General features: G+C 52.5%; 14 protein-coding genes. 6 read left to right on the top strand and 8 right to left on the bottom strand.

Annotated features, from left to right (window positions below):
- Nucleotides 1-161: 161 nt before the first annotated feature.
- Nucleotides 162-773: a peroxiredoxin C gene (locus tag ACEN2G_RS02540; protein WP_442019892.1), complete on the bottom strand. Its 612-nt coding sequence runs from the start codon at nt 771-773 to the stop codon at nt 162-164.
- 340 nt (nt 774-1,113) lie between these two features.
- Here ACEN2G_RS02540 and ACEN2G_RS02535 point away from each other — a divergent pair, with 340 nt between their 5' ends.
- The 3 genes from ACEN2G_RS02535 to aguA all read left to right on the top strand — a co-directional run bounded on the left by ACEN2G_RS02535 (nt 1,114) and on the right by aguA (nt 4,761).
- A complete protein-coding gene (locus ACEN2G_RS02535; RefSeq protein ID WP_442019891.1) occupies nt 1,114-2,436 on the top strand; it encodes a Na+/H+ antiporter family protein in 1,323 nt (440 codons plus the stop codon).
- A gap of 358 nt (nt 2,437-2,794) precedes the next feature.
- Nucleotides 2,795-3,685: an N-carbamoylputrescine amidase gene (gene aguB, locus ACEN2G_RS02530; protein ID WP_442019890.1), complete on the top strand. Its 891-nt coding sequence runs from the start codon at nt 2,795-2,797 to the stop codon at nt 3,683-3,685.
- On the top strand, nt 3,685-4,761 hold the full coding sequence (gene aguA / locus ACEN2G_RS02525; protein WP_442019889.1) for an agmatine deiminase: 1,077 nt from the start codon (nt 3,685-3,687) through the stop codon (nt 4,759-4,761). Before aguB ends, aguA begins: the two co-directional genes overlap by 1 nt.
- Nucleotides 4,762-4,967: 206 nt before the next feature.
- Here aguA and ACEN2G_RS02520 read toward each other — a convergent pair whose 3' ends face one another.
- From ACEN2G_RS02520 to ACEN2G_RS02495, 6 genes are all read right to left on the bottom strand, one after another.
- Nucleotides 4,968-5,918 carry an SPOR domain-containing protein gene (locus tag ACEN2G_RS02520; RefSeq protein WP_442019888.1) on the bottom strand — a complete coding sequence of 317 codons (951 nt, stop codon included), beginning with the start codon at nt 5,916-5,918 and terminating at the stop codon, nt 4,968-4,970.
- Between the two features lie 68 nt (nt 5,919-5,986).
- Nucleotides 5,987-7,246, bottom strand: coding sequence for a bifunctional tetrahydrofolate synthase/dihydrofolate synthase (gene folC, locus ACEN2G_RS02515; protein ID WP_442019887.1), 1,260 nt, complete (start codon nt 7,244-7,246; stop codon nt 5,987-5,989).
- Nucleotides 7,246-8,139, bottom strand: coding sequence for an acetyl-CoA carboxylase, carboxyltransferase subunit beta (gene accD, locus ACEN2G_RS02510; protein ID WP_442019886.1), 894 nt, complete (start codon nt 8,137-8,139; stop codon nt 7,246-7,248). Before accD ends, folC begins: the two co-directional genes overlap by 1 nt.
- 311 nt (nt 8,140-8,450) lie before the next feature.
- A complete protein-coding gene (gene truA / locus ACEN2G_RS02505; protein ID WP_442019885.1) occupies nt 8,451-9,245 on the bottom strand; it encodes a tRNA pseudouridine(38-40) synthase TruA in 795 nt (264 codons plus the stop codon).
- Nucleotides 9,246-9,333: 88 nt separating this feature from the next.
- A complete protein-coding gene (locus ACEN2G_RS02500; protein ID WP_442019884.1) occupies nt 9,334-11,676 on the bottom strand; it encodes a FimV/HubP family polar landmark protein in 2,343 nt (780 codons plus the stop codon).
- A gap of 204 nt (nt 11,677-11,880) precedes the next feature.
- The gene (locus ACEN2G_RS02495; protein ID WP_442019883.1) at nt 11,881-13,071 is read right to left on the bottom strand and encodes a 4-phosphoerythronate dehydrogenase; all 1,191 of its coding nucleotides are present in this window, start codon (nt 13,069-13,071) and stop codon (nt 11,881-11,883) included.
- A gap of 120 nt (nt 13,072-13,191) precedes the next feature.
- Between ACEN2G_RS02495 and ACEN2G_RS02490 the strand changes: the two genes are divergently transcribed.
- Nucleotides 13,192-13,947 carry a phosphatase PAP2 family protein gene (locus tag ACEN2G_RS02490; RefSeq protein WP_442019882.1) on the top strand — a complete coding sequence of 252 codons (756 nt, stop codon included), beginning with the start codon at nt 13,192-13,194 and terminating at the stop codon, nt 13,945-13,947.
- 283 nt (nt 13,948-14,230) lie between these two features.
- Here ACEN2G_RS02490 and ACEN2G_RS02485 read toward each other — a convergent pair whose 3' ends face one another.
- Entirely contained in the window at nt 14,231-14,785 is a 555-nt protein-coding gene (locus ACEN2G_RS02485; protein WP_442019881.1) for an NAD(P)H nitroreductase, read from the bottom strand.
- 304 nt (nt 14,786-15,089) lie between these two features.
- Between ACEN2G_RS02485 and sppA the strand changes: the two genes are divergently transcribed.
- A complete protein-coding gene (sppA, locus tag ACEN2G_RS02480) occupies nt 15,090-16,940 on the top strand; it encodes a signal peptide peptidase SppA (protein ID WP_442019880.1) in 1,851 nt (616 codons plus the stop codon).
- Nucleotides 16,941-17,173: 233 nt separating this feature from the next.
- Nucleotides 17,174-18,187, top strand: coding sequence for an asparaginase (ansA, locus tag ACEN2G_RS02475; RefSeq protein WP_442019879.1), 1,014 nt, complete (start codon nt 17,174-17,176; stop codon nt 18,185-18,187).
- Nucleotides 18,188-18,217: the final 30 nt, after the last annotated feature.

Raw genomic sequence — 18,217 nt, 5'->3', positions numbered from 1 at the left:
CGTGAAGCGTGAAGCGTGAAGCGTGAAGCGTGAAGCGTGAAGCGTGAAGCGTGAAGCGTGAAGCGTGAAGCGTGAAAATAATAACGAATACAAAAATGCCGGCAATCAATTGCCGGCATTTTTATTTTTTATAATGAGCAAGTTTGCTCATTAAGCGTTAATTAACGCTTTAAGTCAGCTGAATGCTGGCTCAGGTACTTAGCAACACCTTCGGTAGATGCTTCCATACCTTGCTTGCCTTTTTCCCACTGAGCTGGGCACACTTCGCCGTGCTCTTCGTGGAACTGCAGCGCGTCAACCATGCGCAGCATTTCGTCGATATTACGACCCAGTGGCAGATCGTTCACCACTTGGTGACGAACCTGGCCATTGTTGTCGATTAAGAAAGAACCACGGAACGCCACGCCGGCTTCTGGGTGCTCAACGTCGTAAGCTTTACAGATTTCATGCTTAACGTCAGCGACCAGTGGGTATTTAACCTGGCCAATACCGCCGTTTTCAACGCTGGTGTTACGCCATGCGTTGTGGCTGAACTGAGAGTCGATGGACACGCCGATCACTTCAACGCCACGCTTTTGAAACTCTTCGAAACGATCGTCAAAGGCGATCAGTTCTGAAGGGCATACAAAGGTGAAGTCCAGCGGGTAGAAAAACAATACCGCGGCTTTGCCTTTGGTGAATTCTTTCAGATTGAAGTTTTCAACGATTTCGCCATTGCCCAGTACAGCTGCAGCGGTAAAGTCAGGGGCCTGACGGCCTACCAATACGCTCATGTCTATCTCCTTGGTGATGATACTAATGGGGTTGTGGCCTAGTTTGGCGCCAACCACCACGCTCAACTAGTAATTATATGGGCGCCGACCGGCAAACCCAAGGGGGTCGGCAGACAAGTAGGCTTACTTGTGCAAAAAATCGGCAATTACAGTGCCGCACGCTGAACTAAGCTAGAAATGCGCGAAAATTTACGCCCAACTATCAGTCAATTGATCGCTGCAGTATCAACCTAATAGGTTGAAAGTGTAATAAAATTCGTAAAAAGCTCGACATTCAGCGCTAAATTCGCAAACTAAGTGCCCCTACCTCCTGTTAATTACCAAATTCTAAGGATAAACAATGAATCCTGTTGTTATCGCCGTGGCCCTGATGCTGGTGCTCAGCTTGCTGCGCATCAACGTGGTGATCGCCATTACGCTGAGTGCCATCGTAGGTGGCATGGTGGGTGGCTTATCGCTCACGGAAGCGGCGAATATTTTCGCCGGTGGCCTAGGTGGTGGTGCCACCATTGCCTTAAGTTATGCCATGCTCGGCGCCTTTGCCGTGGCCATTTCTCGCTCCGGCATTACCGATTTATTAGCATTTAAAATTATCAAAGCGCTCGGCCAAGATGCCAGCCCAGGGCGCATGCTATGGATCAAAGCCTTACTGTTAATGACCATATTACTGGTGGCGGTTTCTTCGCAAAACTTAGTGCCAGTGCACATTGCCTTTATTCCGATTTTGATCCCGCCTTTGCTACACGTGATGGCCAAGCTGAAGCTCGACCGCCGCGCCGTGGCCTGTGTGCTGACCTTTGGTTTGACCGCCACCTATATGATGCTGCCTGTGGGTTTTGGCGGCATCTTCTTACACACAGTGTTGCTCGCTAACATGCTCGAGAACGGCGTAGAAGTGACTAAGTCTATGTTGCCGATGGCCATGGGCATTCCGGTATTTGGCATGTTTTTAGGCCTGTTAGTGGCGTTGTTCTTTACCTACCGCAAGCCGCGTTTATACGATGAAAGCAAAATTGTTGCGGTGGAGCCTGAGCATATCCAAATTCATGTGCCGCACTTAATCGTGGCCGTGGTTGCTATCTTATCTGCACTGAGTCTGCAGCTATACAGCAACTCCATCATCTTAGGTGCCATGGTCGGCTTCGTGATCTTTACGCTGGGCGGCGTGGTGAAGTACAAAGAAAGCCAAGACGCTTTCACCCAAGGGGTGAAGATGATGTCGTTAATTGGTTTTATCATGATTGCCGCCGCCGGCTTTGCCGCCGTAATCAAAGAAACTGGTGGCATTGGCAGCCTAGTGCAAGCGGTAGAAATCAGCATGGGCGACAATAAAGCCTTAGCCGCCCTTATGATGCTGATCGTGGGCTTATTGATCACTATGGGTATTGGCTCGTCATTTTCAACCATCCCCATTATTGCGCCTATTTATGCGCCGCTGTGCTTGGCCTTAGGCTTCTCACCCTTGGCGGCCTTGGTGATCATTGGCACAGCTGGCGCGTTGGGCGATGCGGGCTCTCCGGCGTCAGATTCTACGCTCGGCCCCACCTCTGGCCTCAATGCCGATGGTCAACACGATCATATTTGGGATTCCGTAGTGCCGACTTTTATTCACTACAACATTCCGTTAATTGCCTTTGGTTGGTTAGCGGCCATGATTTTATGATGTAAGCCCTTTGGGGAATCTTATACCGTAAGCTGCCTATACATCAAAATAGCCGTCACCCACCTTGGGTTGACGGCTTTTTCATCTATACGGTGTGAAGAAAAGCTATATTCAGCTCAAAAAATTACACTATCTATTTGCGGCTTTTAGCCGAGAAAGGCACACTGCGGGCTCAACGCTTGAGTTGTTAAGTCATGGATGGCTGTTAAGGGCTGTGTTGGGTTTATCCCTCGCGGCTCAAGATCCGCTTGATACCTAGTTTGATAACTCGCTTCAAGTGCCTTAACGACTCGCGTCCTTATTTTAGAACTGAAGTTTTATAACTTCAGTTTAAAGGTTCAATTCAGAGGAGTTAATCATGGCCTTAGTCACTGTTGCCGCCACCCAGATGGCATGTAGTTGGAATTTTGATGAGAATATTCAGCGTGCCGAAAAACTGGTGCGTGATGCAGCCCAGAAAGGTGCACAGATCATCCTCATTCAAGAGCTATTTGCCGCGCCCTACTTTTGTATCGACCAAAGCCCTGAGCATTTTGCATTAGCCCAAGAGGTAGATAACAGCCCACTTATCCGCCATTTTCAAGCCTTGGCCAAAGAGCTGGCAGTAGTATTGCCCTTAAGCTTCTTTGAGCGCGCCGGTACCGCCTTCTATAACTCACTGGTGGTGATAGATGCCGATGGCAGCGTGCTGGACTTGTATCGCAAAACCCATATTCCCAATGGCCCCGGCTATCAAGAAAAGCAGTTTTTTACCCCGGGTGATACCGGCTTTAAAGTGTGGCAAACCCGTTATGCCAAGATTGGCGTGGCCATTTGCTGGGATCAATGGTTTCCCGAAACCGCGCGCAGCTTAGCGTTACTGGGTGCAGAGTTAATCTTCTTCCCCACCGCCATCGGTACAGAGCCCCAAGATACCAGCATCGACAGCCAACCCCATTGGACCCGCACTCAGCAAGGCCACGCCGCCGCCAACCTAGTGCCTGTAATTGCCTCTAACCGCATTGGCACCGAGCACAGCAAGTTTATTGAGGGTCTGGAAACCACTTTTTATGGCTCCTCCTTTATTACCGATGAGCTAGGCGAATTGGTGCAGCAAGCCGATAAAACCTCTGAGGGCGTATTAGTGCACAGCTTCGACTTAGCGCAGATAGCTAATACCCGCGCCAGTTGGGGATTGTTCCGTGACCGTCGCCCCGCCATGTATCACACCCTGCAAACCTCAGATGGCAAACGCGAAGGTGGCCGTTAATGAGCAATTTTTTTATGCCCGGCGAATGGGCACCGCAACAGGCAGTATGGATGATTTGGCCCCACAGGCCTGATAACTGGCGTGAGCAAGCCGTTCCCGCACAGGCTACCTTTGCCAAGTTAGCCGAGGCCATCGCCGTCGCCACGCCCGTTTATATGGCCGTACCTAAGCAAGACATGCTAAACGCGAAAGCCATTATGCCGGCAGCCGTAACGCTGGTGGCGATGGAAAGCGACGATGCTTGGGCGCGGGACACTGGCCCGACCGTGGTGGTCAACGACCAAGGCGAGCGTGCAGGAATAAGCTGGGTGTTTAATGCTTGGGGTGGCGAGCAAGGCGGTTTGTATGACGCTTGGGACCAAGACCAGTTGGTGGCTGAGGCCATGTTGGCTGAGCTCAATATACCCAAACGTGACTCGACGTTGATTTTGGAGGGCGGCTCCATCCACGTGGACGGCGAAGGCACGCTGCTGACCACGGCTGAGTGTTTACTCAACCCAAACCGTAACCCTCATCTTAGCCAAACCGAGATTGAGCAAGAGTTAAGTCGGCAGCTGGGCGTAAGTCATTTTATTTGGCTGCCCGAAGGCGTGTACTTAGATGAGACCGACGGCCACATAGATAACATGGCCTGCTTCGCCCGCCCCGGCGAGGTGGTATTGCACTGGACCGATGATGAGTCAGACCCGCAATACGCCCGCTCTCAGGCCGCCTTTAAGGTGCTGAGTGAAGCAAGAGACGCCAAAGGTCGTACGCTTAAAATCTGGAAACTGCCCCAGCCCGGCCCCTTGTATATTACCGAGCAAGAAGCCGCTGGCATACAAGTTAACACTGCGGCGACCCGCTTTGTCGGTGAACGTATGGCGGGCTCATACGTAAACTTTTTGATCACCAACAATCGCTTAATTTACCCTTTGCTCGACCCCAACACAGATACTGAGGCCCAACAGATATTGGAAACTATCTTCCCTGAGCTGGAAATCGTGGGCGTACCGGCGCGGGAAATTTTACTGGGCGGCGGTAATATCCACTGCATCACCCAGCAAATACCTAAAAACACAGCGCCAAGCGCCTAGCACCCTGCGCCCAGCTAAAACAGACACCGTTTACGGTTATGCCGTCTTCCGGTTGCACGTCAGGGTCTCGCTTTTAAGCTTGAAGGGCGAAGCACAGATCACGAGATGTCGGCTCATCCCTGCCTAGTGTAAAGAACAAAAAACCCGAGTCTGCTATGCGGACTCGGGTTTTTATTTAGCTTGGCGCTGGGCGCCCGTTGCTGTTGCTACTTAGGTCTTACACTGCCATTAAGGCCAGTTAGGCGCTGTAATGCGGGCAGCTGCTGGTCGAGGCGGTCTTTGCTGTCTGGGCCCACCCAAACGCGGTTAAGCTCGCCTTCACGGGCCGGGCTAGGCGTGGTTTGGGCGTTATAGCCTGCGGCTCTGAGCTTTTGTACCAGCGCATTGACGTTAGCTGCGTTACGAAACGCCCCCAATTGCACCACAAAGCTGCCACCTTGGCTGACCGGCGCTTGGCTTATCGGCTGAGGTTGACGCTGAGCTTGGCTCACCGGCTGCGGCGCCGCTTGTTGTTGAGCTTGTTGAGCTTGCTGAACTTGTTGTGGTGTTAGTTGCCTTGGCTCAATTTGCTGTATTTGCCCTGCTACCAATCGTGGTTGAGCCACAGGTTGTGGTGCTGCTTGTGGCACGGGTTTAGCTACTTGCTGCACTGGCTGAGGAGCGGGTTGCGGTACCGCTTGTTGAGCCACGGGCTGAGGTGCAGGCTGAGGTGCAGGTTGCGGTGCAATTTGCTGCACTTGTGGCTGTGGAGCCGCCGGTTGTACAGCCACAGGTTGTGCAGCCATGGCTTGCGGCTGAGGTGACGGCTTAGGTGCGACCGGTGGCGCTTCTTGTGCTTGCTCTATGGTCCACACTTCGGCAGCCGGTTGGCTAGCCAACACAGCTTCTTGCTGAGCCGCTTGCTGGGCGGCCAATTGATCGGCAGCGGCAGCCACTTGCTGGGCGGCTTCCGCCGCGCGGCCGGCCGCTTCTGTGCCCGGACGAGGCGGTGGCATGATCGCTTGCTGAGCCGGATCAAGCGGCGGGCGCAGCGGGATAGTTACGGCTTCATCAGGTTCCAGCTGTTTTTTACCGCTTAACAAATCAGGTAAAAAAATCACGCCTATGGCCACTATGATCACGGTACCGATTAATCGCTGCTGAAACTGTGTGGCCAAGGCCCGCTCCTTCACGCCCTAAGGGCAAAATGTATGGTTTATTTGCCAACAATTGAGTTGCTAGCTAGTTACTTGCGCGTTATTTGACTTGCTAAGACGTCGGCAACGGTAAAGAAAGAGCCGAAGGCAATAATCACATCTTGCTCATCGGCATCCGCCTCTGCCGCCGCCAACGCCTCGGCCACAGAGTCAAAACAGGCCCCACTTTGCCAGCGCGATAACTCTTGGGCAGTGGCCCCACGGGGCCCGCCTAAGGTCGCCAAATACCAAGCATCCAGCTGGTCGGCTAATGGCGCCAAGCTGTGCTCAATATCCTTGTCTTTCAACATACCCACCACGCCCAATAAGCGCCCCGTGCCACGTATGCGGGGCAGTTGGCTGGCCAAATACTCCGCCGACTCGGGATTATGGGCAACATCCACCCATAATTGCGGGCTAAGTTGCTGCAAGCGACCGGTTAACTGAGCCTGCAGCAAACCTGTGTGTATAGCCTGCTCGCTCAACACAAAGGGGGATAAGGCCAAGGCCGCCAAGGCAGTAGCGGCATTCATCACCGGCAATGCCGGTGTAGGTAAGCCATCCAACGCCAAGCCTAAGCCGTGAAACGACCAGCTATCGCCTGCCACTGCCCAGATATAGTCCCTGCCCGTACAGTACAGCGGCGTATTGATGCTGGCCGCATGGGCCAGCAAAGACGCAGGAGGATTAGCATCGCCGCACACCGCAGGCTTAGCGGGTCGAAATATACCGGCTTTTTCAAAACCGACACTGTCGCGAGTATCGCCAAGCCAATCGGTGTGATCCAAAGAGATACTGGTGACCACAGTTTGATCCGAGGCCACCACATTGGTGGCATCTAAACGCCCGCCCAAACCCACTTCGAGTAACACCACATCCGGTCTCGCGGCGCGAAATAACCAGAGTGCCGCCAGCGTCGTGAACTCAAAGTAAGTGAGTGCAGTTTCACTGCCCTGCTCATCAAAGCGTGCCGCTTCTACCGCCGCAAAGGCGGCACAAAAATCCGCAGCTAGAGGGCTGGCTCCGTTAATGCGTACCCGTTCGCGATAATCGACCAAGTGCGGCGAGGAATACACGCCCACGCTCAAGCCACCGGCGCAGAGCATAGACTCCAATAAGGCACAGGTGGTGCCTTTGCCATTGGTACCGCCCACGGTTATCACATGACTGGGTAAGCTGAGCAACCCTAAGCGCTCAGCCAATACCGTCATGCGACCTAAGCCGAGCTCAATATGTGCCATATTGAGCTCTTCTAAAATCGGCAACCAAGCCGCTAAATCACGCGACTGGGCATCGATTATACGGCTCATTAGGCGCTAACCTGCTCGTGATCCATAGGCATGCCTTCGGTAGGCTCAAGATTCATCAATTTACCGATAACGCTGGCCAGTTTATCGCGCATTTCGCGGCGGTCGATGATCATGTCGATGGCGCCGTGCTCCAGCAAAAACTCGCTACGCTGGAAGCCTTCGGGTAATTTTTCACGTACGGTTTGTTCAATTACGCGTGGCCCAGCAAAACCGATCAAGGCTTTTGGCTCACCAACATTAATGTCGCCTAACATCGCCAAGCTAGCAGACACGCCACCCATAGTCGGGTCTGTTAATACGGAAATATACGGCAAACCCGCTTCAGACAAGCGATTCAGCGCGGCACTGGTTTTGGCCATTTGCATCAAGGAGAACAAGGCTTCTTGCATGCGCGCGCCGCCGGAAGCAGAGAAACACACCAAGGCACGGCGCTCTGCGATACACGCATTCACCGCTTCAATAAAACGCGCACCCACGACCGATGCCATAGAGCCGCCCATAAAGGAAAACTCAAAAGCACACACGGCTACCGGAATGCCTTTTAAGGTGCCGGTCATGGCGACCAAGGCATCTTTTTCATTACTGGCTTTTTGCGCCGCGCTAATGCGGTCTTTGTAACGCTTTGAGTCTTTAAACTTTAAGACATCTTGTGGCTCTAACTGCGCGCCTAATTCTACACGATGATCTGTATCCAGAAATTTATCTAGACGCAAACGTGCACCAATGCGCATGTGATGATCACACTTAGGGCAGACTTCTAAATGACGATCCAGCTCGGCTCGGTATAAAACCTGCTCACAGCTACTGCATTTGCTCCATACCCCTTCTGGGATATTCTGACGGCGCACACCGATGTTTTTATTCTTAGGAAGAATTTTGTCTAGCCAGCTCATGGAAATCCTTAGCGTAATTGCATCATTAATCTATAGGCTGTGGCTTGCTGTTGGTCGATATTTTCACTCGCCGCCAACACACCGCCATCTGATGGCGGGCATTAAACCATATATCAGCCGCTAGGTTGATAAAAAGGTGGATAAAAAATTAGTTCCAGCCGCGATGCGGCTCGCAGACAATTTTTGATTAACCACTTGTTTTACTGTTTATTTAATTATCTGTTAATTGCTTGTTACTTAATGCTTTAGTTCGCGATCTTATCTCTGGGTTCGAGCAAGCAGCCTATTGAATATTCGGGTTCGACATGGCGCTAGCGTAAGGCTTCTGGCAACCATAACGGGCCTGCGGCAGGCTTTGGTAGATCAAAGGCATCAGGATAATCCACCGCCACCATATATAAGCCGCCAGCCTTGGCTGTGTGTCCGGCTAAGCGCCGATCGCGCACCGCCAGCACTTCGGCCACCCACGCCTCTGGCGCTTCGCCTAAGCCCACCTTAATTAAGGTACCGGCAATGTTGCGCACCATGTGGTGCACAAACGCATTGGCCTTAATGTCTAACACCACGTAATGCCCATAACGCTGTACGTTTAAATGCAAAATGGTACGCGTTGGGCTGTGCGATTGACATTGCAACGCCCGAAACGAGGTAAAGTCGTGCTCACCCACTAAGCATTGGCTTGCGGCGTGCATTTTATCTGCATCCAACTCACCCACATAATGGCTAACACCACTGTGTAAGATGGCCGGGCGCATATTATGGTTATAAATAATATAACGATAGCGGCGCGCGGTGGCGCTAAAGCGCGCATGAAAGTCATCACTCATGGGCTTGGCCCAACGCACGGCTATGTCTTTGGGTAAAGTGGCATTCATGCCCAGTGTCCAAGCGCTCATTTGGCGATCTGCATGAGTATCGAAATGCACCACTTGGCCGAGGCCGTGCACGCCTGTGTCGGTGCGGCCCGCGCATTGTACTAATACCGGATGGTTGGCAATCTTAGATAAGGCTTGTTCTACCTCAGCTTGCACACTGTTAACTTCTCGTTGCCGTTGCCAGCCACAATACTGGCTGCCGTCATACTCGATGCCAAGGGCAATGCGCATAAATCACTTCCAAGGGGGTTAAAAGGGGCAATTATACTCTTTAATCCGCTAAATTGAATAAGCGGCCCCAAAATGGGGCCGCTTAGTTTCAACCGCGTTTGTCGAGTCGCGCCAGCAGCTTCTTGGCATCGCGCTGTTGTTCGGCATTACCGCGCTCCAGCGCTTCATTGAGCAGGTCACGGGCGCTATCGATGTCATCAATTTCAATATAGGCGCGGGCCAAGTCGAGCTGGCCGCTCATGCCGCCTTCATCGATATCTATGTCTATGCCCTGCCCTTGGCCAATCACGTTGGCATAGTCGTCCAGCTCCAGATCCAGCTTACGCTCGCGATCAGGTTCTGGGCCTTCACCGCGCTCTGCATCGGCCATTAACTCGTCGACTGAGACATAAGGTTCAGGTTCAGGTTCAGGTTCAGGCTGAGGCTCAGACTGAAGATCAGACTGAAGATCAGAGTCAAGTTCGGAGGTCTGTGCTGAATCGCCCTCAAGGGCTGCCATTGACTCAACTAACGGCTCAGGCCAATCATCCATCAAACGGGCCGGTGGCGCATCCTCTTGGCTTGGCGCACGCTCTGCCACGTCTGCGGTACGTGGCGTTTCAGCCTCGGGCTCGACTGCCGGCATCGTGTCGGCGGCTGGCTTTTCTACGACCAAAGGCTCGTCAACTGGCGCTTCTTCTTGGGCCAGTTCTTCCGCTGATGGTTCTACAACTGAAGGCTCTGTCACTGACGATTCTGCAACAGAGGGTTCTGCAACAGAAGGCTCTGCAACCGGCTCTTCCATTGACAGTGCGGCTTCATCCGCCGACAGCTGTGGGTCTTCGGCACTAAGCGGCGTATTAAATAAGTCATCCAGCTCATCGTCACTAAGAGAGTCAGTTGTGAGGCTTGGCGCATCTTCAAGCTGTTCATCTTCAAACAGCTGATCTTCGAACAGTTGGTCTTCAAACAGCTTATCTTCGGGTAAGTCATCTTCGCCGAAGTTGTCTTCAAATAACGGATCTTCATCTATCTCAGGTGCTAATTCTGGCTCTGGAGTCGGTTCTGGCTCTGGGATGATTTCGGGCTCTAGCGCAGGTTCAGGTTCTGCTTCAACTTCGGGGGCCACTTGTCGCTCGGCTTCGGCTTCTTCTAATTGTTGCTGCTCTTGTAAGAATCGGGCAAAGGCATCTTCATCTATATCTTGGGCCGCAATCGGCTCAACCTGTGCCTCGTCATTGGCAAAGGCATCCTGCTCGTCATCGGCAGAGGGGCTAAAGAAGTCGTCAAACTCATCTCGCTCATCCTCCATCATGCTGGTTTCGGTTAACGCTTGCTCTTGCGCGGCCAAGTCGCGGCGCACCCGATTACGCCACCACAGCGTAAACAAGGCCAGCAACAATAAGGCCGGTAAGATCAAGAGCAACGCCAGATTGACTGGATTGCTCATTAAATCTTCTAGCCAGCCCTCTTGTTTGGGTTCAACGTCTGCGGTTAGCGCAGGCGTCGGCTCTGTCTCATATTTGTTCGCTCTAAGCTCGGCCACTTCGGCACTCAGCTGCGCCAAGTGCTGGCGCAAGAGATGATTATTATCGGCTAAGCTGGCCAGTTGCTCATTCGACATGGACACCTGCTCACGCAGCTCATCCATTAACTGCAGCTGTAAACGAGTCAGTGCCGTCTCTTCCGCTGCCGCCGGCGTGCCGGATGCCGACTCAACAACTGGGGCGGCGGCCTTAGGCGCCGCTAAGCCATTGCTGGCCGCTTTGGGTTCGGTTAAGCCATTGGATGCCACGGCAGGCTGGGCCACTGGCGGGCGGGCGGGCGTCGGCGCAGCTGATGCGGGTTGAGTAGCCGGTGTAGCTGGCTGCTGTGCCACCGGCCGAGCAGCCGCGGGGACCGTGGCGACAACAGGCCGACTCACCGCAGGGGCTGCAGCTTGTGCCACGCGGCGATTACCTTGGCGCGTTAAGCGGCTAAATTCGGCTTGTGCTTCGCCAGCGGAGCGCTGGCGTATTTGGCTGGCAGTCGGCAGGCGTAACTGAGCACCCCGTTGCAGATTATTGATGTTGCCGCGCACGAAGGCCCGCGGATTAAGGTAATACAAGGCCACCATGGTTTGCTGCACTGTGACGGGGGAGCGAGTGTACTTTTCGGCGATAGTCCACAAGGTGTCCGTGCTGCGCACAGGCCCATAACGACCCGTGGCAGCGGCTTGAGTGGCGGGCGCATTGCCGACGCCTATTTGCTGAATAGGCCGCGTTTGCTGGGCAGGACTTTGTTGCACGGGGCGAGGAGCAAGGGTGGGCCTGTCTGGCTCACGAGTTTGCACCCCATCGGTGGATTCAGGGCCGCGCAGCTCAATATAAAAATCGCCTTGAGCCAACACACAAGTACTGGCAACCCAAGCCGCTAAGCCAACTCCAAGATAGGGTTTAAGTCGTTTTATCACGTTGATTATGTCCTTTGTCCTGACGCTGTACTGGCGGGCTCAAGGGTAAAATTCGCCATGGCCTACGTAAATGAGAAAAGTGTAAGAAAGCATGTAATAAAGAGTGTAGAAAAAAACAGCGCCAATAGGAACTGCAATAGGATCAAGGATAGACACTTGTTGCCAGGCCTTTACGGCGTGAACACTGAGCTATCCATTATCGAATTAGCAGCTAAAGCCCAAGGCCTGCAGTTGTGCTGAGCCACGCTTCGAGGCGCCCAACACCACAGATAAGGAAGCCAGCTCGCGCCGCTCCGGGTAAAGCTTGCGCAAGCGGTCAAAGAAACCCGGCTGGCCGAGTGCGACCCGAAACGCCGCATCATCACGCTCAATGTCATAAACCAAGGCCACTAACCGTGCCAGTAAAGCTTGATCCACACTCTGATAAACACTCTGATCAACAGACACATTCTGGGTAACAGCCACACTGGCCGCCAGCTCTACACGCGTAATAGCAGGCGCCGGCAGCAATTGCTCCAAGGAATGCGCGCGCACTAACTGTGCGTGCTCAGCCAAGGCTTGATAGAGCGCAAAGGTGCCGCGCGCCTTGCCTTCTAAGCTGTAACCGGCAATGTGCGGCGTGGCCAACAATACATGGGATACCAAGGGCGCCAACACATTGGGCTCGCGCTCCCACACATCCATCACCAGCGTTAACGGCTCTTTACTCAGCTGGCGAGCCAAGAGCGCGGCATTATCCCACACTTCGCCGCGACATGCGTTAATCAACACTTGGTCGGCGTTTAGCGCGCTAATCTGGCTTGCGCCAAGCAAATGCCAAGTAGGATGCGCACCGTCTTGGGTAATGGGCACATGAAAACTGACGATATCGGCGGTCAGTGCTTGGCCCAAGTCGACAAAATCTGTCGGAGGGTTTATCGCACTGGTCATCGGGCAGCTTAGCGCCTTAAACGGGTCGCATTGCAATACCCTCATGCCCAGCGCCTTTGCTCGCTGCACCACTTGTGAGCCGGTGTTGCCCACGCCCACCACGGCTAAGGTTTTATCTTTGAGTTGCCAGTGTTTATGCGCCGCCACTTTCAACAAGGCCGCCAGCACATAATCACCCACCGCCACCTTGTTACAGCCAGGGGCACTGGCAAAGGCAATGCCTCGCTCACGTAACAACTCAGTGTCTATGTGGTCGCAGCCTATTGTGGCGGTGCCCACAAAGCGCAGCCGATTGGCCTTGGCTAAGAGCGCGTGATTCACCTGCGTGATGGAGCGTACTAACAATACATCCACATCGATCAGCTGTTCAGGAGTCATATCTCGGCCAGGGCTTGTGATAATTTCCGCCCAGTCACCAAATAATTCTTGCACGTAGGGCATATTCTCATCGGCGAGCAATTTCATAGACATCCTCCTGAATGGCCGAGCATTTTAGCCGTTAATGAAATAAGTTTCAGCTATCAATGGCGCGCTGTTTTGTTAGTATCTTGCCACCCTTTCAATTCTTATCGCGACAAGAGCCTTATGAATCCTCGCCACTTACTTTTGGTGCCTCTCATCTTAATCTTACCAGTGGCTATCGCCAGCATCGGCTATCACTGGCATTGGCACTGGTTTCCGCTACTTGATTTAGATAACGCCCCCGCACTGCTCGCCTATTCCATGACCTTATCCTTAGATGAAATTGGCATGGCAGTTATTTTGGCGGTATTGAGTATCTTAGTGCTGCGCGGCTGGCGCCGACGCCCGTATCAATATGCGGTGTTCTTCTTTTGTTTAATGGCCGCTCTTGGCAGCGCCTTCGTCACTAAATCGGTGGCCAAACAATATTTTAAAGAGCCGCGCCCTTACGTGATCTGGTTAGCCGAAGAAGGTCGCTTAACCGACAGCAACAATTTTTATGCTCAGCTCCCCTTAACGCGTGAGCAATGGCTATCTGACAGCTTAAAAACCATGCCTGAAGAAAAGATACCTAACTGGTTAAAGTTACATTGGCAAGATGAGGTGAGTTACTCCTTCCCGTCTGGCCATTCGATAGCCGCCATGACCATAGCCGGCTTTTATTGTTTGCTCTTCGTCTATCGCCGCCGCTCACCTTGGTTGATTGCCGGTTTAAGCCTGTGGGCGGTGGGGGTGTGTTATTCACGCCTGTTACTGGGCTTGCATTGGCCCATCGATATTTTAGCCAGCAGTGTGGCCGGTGTGACCTTTGGCATGCTGGGCGCCGGTGCCTTTATCTATTGGGATAAGCGGGACAAAATAGCCGTAAGCCGTAAGTAAGAAAATGCCCGGTGAAGAGCGAAGGGTAAGGTGCGAAGAGGACGACAGAGCCCCAAACCCTAAACCTATTTTTGCCACGGAATACACGAAAGTAGAGCGACAAGATAAGAGTGAAAAAATCACCTCTTTTGTAAGCCTTCAACCATCAGCTAAGCTGATTGCTCTCACGAGTTTTTTCAGTGAATGCTGTGTATTCCGTGGCGAAGAAATCTCTGGTCTTTAAGATCTCTTCTCTGAGTTATGTTTACCCCTTAACCATTTACTCTTCACCCTTCACAATTGATTACTGGCCAAAATAACGCACGAAGGGTGCAGTCTCGCGCTCGGCGACCTTGCGTACTTCTGTTTGCGGTGTGCCCAAATACAAGAAGCCGACAATTTGATCTTGCTCACTTAAACCTAAATCCATGTGTACGCCGCGATCGAAGGCAAACCAGCCGGTGCGCCAAATACCGTTAAAGCCTAAGGCTTGTGCCGCCATTTGCATGGCCATGAGCGCACAGCCTGCCGACAACTCTTGCTCCAAGCGCGGCACCTTGTCGTGCTCCTTCACCTTGGCCACCACAGTAATCACCATAGGCGCTCGCAATGGCAGTTGACGGGCGTTTGCCACCACCTCTGCATCTTCGCCTTTTGCCGCTGTGGCTTTGGCAAACACATCACCCAGCAAGGCACGTTGTTCGCCTTCAGAAACAATAAACTCCCACGGCGTTAAGCCTGCGTGATCTGGCGCGCGCAAGGCCGCCTTAAAGAGGGTCTCTAACTGCTCACCTGCCGGCGCCGGCGCGTTTAAGCGCGGGTTAGAGTGGCGATTTAATAGCAGTTGCAAAGCATCCATGTGTTACACCTTTTTAAATTGAAGCAAATTCGATAGGGTAATACTCTAACAGCGCCGAACGCCAAGCGCCAAGTGCCGACAAACAACAAGGCTAAGGACTGCGCTGAGCGCTCAGCCAAAGATAGATATCGACTTTTGAAGCCGCGCCATTCCAAACGTATAGCTTAAGCCTGCTACCTAGGGGCTTAGCTCATCTTTACACTTAGATTAGCGAAGGATTTAACAGGGTGTTTAACGTGGTATTGTGCGACGGCTGCCGCCATAATGGGTTAATTCGACAATTCATTAAGTTAGGGCGTTATTTATGTGGGCAAAAGTAAAATGGCTATTCCGTGGGCTGGTAAAAGTGCTGAATGCCATACGCATACTCCTGAAAACTGTGCTGCTACTGCTCATATTAAGCTTTGTCTTTATCTTGTTTAGCTCAGATGACAATAATCAAATATTGCCCGATAAAGCTGCCTTGACCCTGGCCTTATCCGGCCCCGTGCTCGAGCAAGAAGCCCAAGCCACGCCACAAGGCATGGCAGAAAAATGGTTGTCTGGCGACGACACGCCGCCGCCCATGACCTTAAAGCAAATTAAAGACGCGCTAGAGCTGGCTCGCACCGACGACCGGATCGCCGCATTGGTATTGCAATTACAAAACATGAGCGAGTCGAGTATTACTAAACTCGACGAAGTGGGTGCGGCCATAGAAGCATTTAAAACCTCAGGCAAACCCGTATATGCCATCGGCGATAATTATTCCCAAGGTCAATATTACTTAGCCGCCCATGCAGATCACATTCTACTGAACCCCGCCGGCAGCGTGTCTATTCAAGGCTTAGGCGTTTATCGTCTTTTTTACAAATCCGCCTTTGAGCGTTTTAATATTACCCCTCATGTGTTTCGCGTGGGCACCTATAAATCTTTTGTAGAGCCTTATCTGCGTGATGATATGTCTGCAGAGAGCCGTGAAGACACCCAATTATGGTTAGGCCAGCTGTGGGCCCATTATCAAGATAAGATTGTCAAACTGCGCAATATTCCGGCGGACCACATTAGCCCCACTAAAGAGCAGATGCTGAGTCGTTTTGCCAAGGTGAACGGCGATCCGGCTCAATACGCGCTACAGCAAGGCTTAGTGGATAGCTTGGCGACGCGCAGTGAGATGCTGCAAACTGTGGCAGAGCAAGTGGGTTGGAATAGTCAGACCAATCAGTACATGAGCTTAGATGTGCCTACCTATCTGAGCCGCAACCAAGCTATCTCTAAACTAAGCGCACAAACAGTCCCTGCGGTGGGCTTAATTACCGCAAGCGGGCCCATCATGTCGGCAGATACCGCCACGCCCAATAGCATTAATGACGAGCACCTAAGCCAGTTAATTAATGAAGCGCGCCGTGACGAGCAAATTCAAGCGCTGGTGCTGCGCGTCGATAGCCCAGGTGGCAGCGCCTTTGCCGCAGAGCAAATTCGCAGCGCCCTGCTGAACTTTAAAGAAAGCGGCAAGCCACTGATCATATCTATGGGGAGCACGGCGGCATCAGGCGGTTATTGGATAGCGGCAGACGCCGATAAAATCTACGCCTCACCCACCACGCTCACCGGCTCCATTGGTGTGTTTGGTTTGTTTTTAACCTTTGAAGAAGCGTTGCAAAAAATAGGCCTTAATACCGATGGCGTGGGCACTACCGACTTTGTCGGTGCCGGCATCACCACCGGCTTGCCAGAGCACGTGAAACAAATGATCCAAATGAGCGTTGAGCATACTTATGGCCAATTTGTGAGCATAGTTGCTCAAGGTCGTAATATGCCCGCGGCAGAGGTAGACCGCATTGCCCAAGGCCATGTATGGACCGGCCAAAAGGCCTTAGAGCTGGGGCTTGTTGATGAGCTAGGTAACCTAGATGACGCGCTAGCCGGTGCCGCCTTATTGGCCAACTTAGGCGAGTTTGACGTTAAGCAAATTAAGTTGCCCATGTCGGCAAAAGATAAGTTACTGGCGCAATTTATGGGGGATTCAACAGTGCTAGGCAAGATTGCTATGGCCGCCTTGCCCACAGTGTTACGCCCCGCAGCAGAGCAAGTGCAACAAGCGGCGAGCAATTTAAGCCAGTTTAGCGACGTACATGGCCAATATATATTGTGCGTACCCTGTCAGAGTTTTTGATTCAAAGCCGTGAAGGGTGAAGAGGACAAGATAACTCCAAACCCTAAACCTATGTTTGCCACGCTTGTTTGTTGCGAGAGGCACAGAACCCACGGACGAAGAGCGACAAACCAAGAGCATATATCTTGTAAGGTCTTACCAAGTCAATGTTCGTTTTGGTCTTAATCTCTATTTTTCCGTGGGTTCCGTGTTCTTCCGTGGCAGAAAAGCCTTTAGTCTTGAGGTAAACGTTAATGGCGAAAAAAAGCATTTATATCGCCTATACCGGCGGTACCATAGGTATGCAAAAGTCCGCCAACGGCTATGTGCCGGCGGCGGGCTATATGGCTAAGCGCTTAGCGGCCATACCCGAATTTCATTACCAAGAAATGCCCCACTATCACTTACACGAATATCAGCCGCTGATTGACTCGGCGGACATAACCCCCAGCGACTGGCAAGCCATTGCCGACGACATTCAGGCTCACTATCAAGATTACGACGGCTTCGTGGTGTTACACGGCACAGATACCATGGCCTTCACCGCCTCTGCGCTGTCTTTTATGCTGGAAGACTTAGATAAACCCGTGATAGTAACCGGATCCCAAATCCCGCTGGCCGAGCTGAGATCTGACGGGCGCCCTAACTTATTAAATGCGCTCTATATAGCGGCGCATTTTCCAATTAACGAAGTGAGCCTGTTTTTTAATAACCGCTTGTATCGCGGCAATCGCGCCAGCAAAGAGCACGCAGACGGCTTTGAAGCTTTCGACTCGCCTAATTTTCCGCCGCTGCTTAATGCGGGCATTCACATCAGCCTACAGGCCGGTCAGCTTGGCCAAGCGCGCGGCACACCACTCACCGTCAGCCCCATTACCCCGCAACCCATTACCATGGTCACCTTGTATCCGGGTATTAGCCCACACGTGCTGGCCAACCAATTGCAGCCGCCGGTAAAAGCGTTATTGCTGTTGTCTTATGGCGTAGGCAATGCCCCACAACATCCGGCCATGCTTAAATTATTAACTGAGGCCAGCGCGCGCGGCGTTATTATCGTCAACCTCACCCAATGCCAGCGCGGCAGCGTAAACATGTGCGACTACGCCCCCGGCCGCGCCTTGGCCGCCTGTGGCGTGGTGTCTGGCTTTGATATGACCACAGAAGCCGCCCTCACTAAGCTGCATTACTTGCTCAGTAAAAATCTCAGCCCAGATGAAATACGCAGCCAAATGGGTAAAAACTTGCGCGGGGAGTTAACAAACACCTAGCCGTGCTTTTTCAGTATTTAATATTCAGTG

Source organism: Oceanisphaera sp. W20_SRM_FM3, assembly GCF_052119705.1.
GTDB lineage: Bacteria > Pseudomonadota > Gammaproteobacteria > Enterobacterales > Aeromonadaceae > Oceanimonas.
This window is presented reverse-complemented; position numbering and strand designations above follow the sequence as displayed.

Excerpts from the sequence above, each read along its gene's own strand:
- ACEN2G_RS02540 (WP_442019892.1), bottom strand. The coding sequence starts at position 773 with ATGAGCGTATTGGTAGGCCGTCAGGCCCCTGACTTTACCGCTGCAGCT.
- ACEN2G_RS02535 (WP_442019891.1), top strand. The coding sequence starts at position 1,114 with ATGAATCCTGTTGTTATCGCCGTGGCCCTGATGCTGGTGCTCAGCTTG.
- aguB (WP_442019890.1), top strand. The coding sequence starts at position 2,795 with ATGGCCTTAGTCACTGTTGCCGCCACCCAGATGGCATGTAGTTGGAAT.
- aguA (WP_442019889.1), top strand. The coding sequence starts at position 3,685 with ATGAGCAATTTTTTTATGCCCGGCGAATGGGCACCGCAACAGGCAGTA.
- folC (WP_442019887.1), bottom strand. The coding sequence starts at position 7,246 with ATGAGCCGTATAATCGATGCCCAGTCGCGTGATTTAGCGGCTTGGTTG.
- accD (WP_442019886.1), bottom strand. The coding sequence starts at position 8,139 with ATGAGCTGGCTAGACAAAATTCTTCCTAAGAATAAAAACATCGGTGTG.
- truA (WP_442019885.1), bottom strand. The coding sequence starts at position 9,245 with ATGCGCATTGCCCTTGGCATCGAGTATGACGGCAGCCAGTATTGTGGC.
- ACEN2G_RS02495 (WP_442019883.1), bottom strand. The coding sequence starts at position 13,071 with ATGAAATTGCTCGCCGATGAGAATATGCCCTACGTGCAAGAATTATTT.
- ACEN2G_RS02490 (WP_442019882.1), top strand. The coding sequence starts at position 13,192 with ATGAATCCTCGCCACTTACTTTTGGTGCCTCTCATCTTAATCTTACCA.
- ACEN2G_RS02485 (WP_442019881.1), bottom strand. The coding sequence starts at position 14,785 with ATGGATGCTTTGCAACTGCTATTAAATCGCCACTCTAACCCGCGCTTA.
- sppA (WP_442019880.1), top strand. The coding sequence starts at position 15,090 with ATGTGGGCAAAAGTAAAATGGCTATTCCGTGGGCTGGTAAAAGTGCTG.
- ansA (WP_442019879.1), top strand. The coding sequence starts at position 17,174 with ATGGCGAAAAAAAGCATTTATATCGCCTATACCGGCGGTACCATAGGT.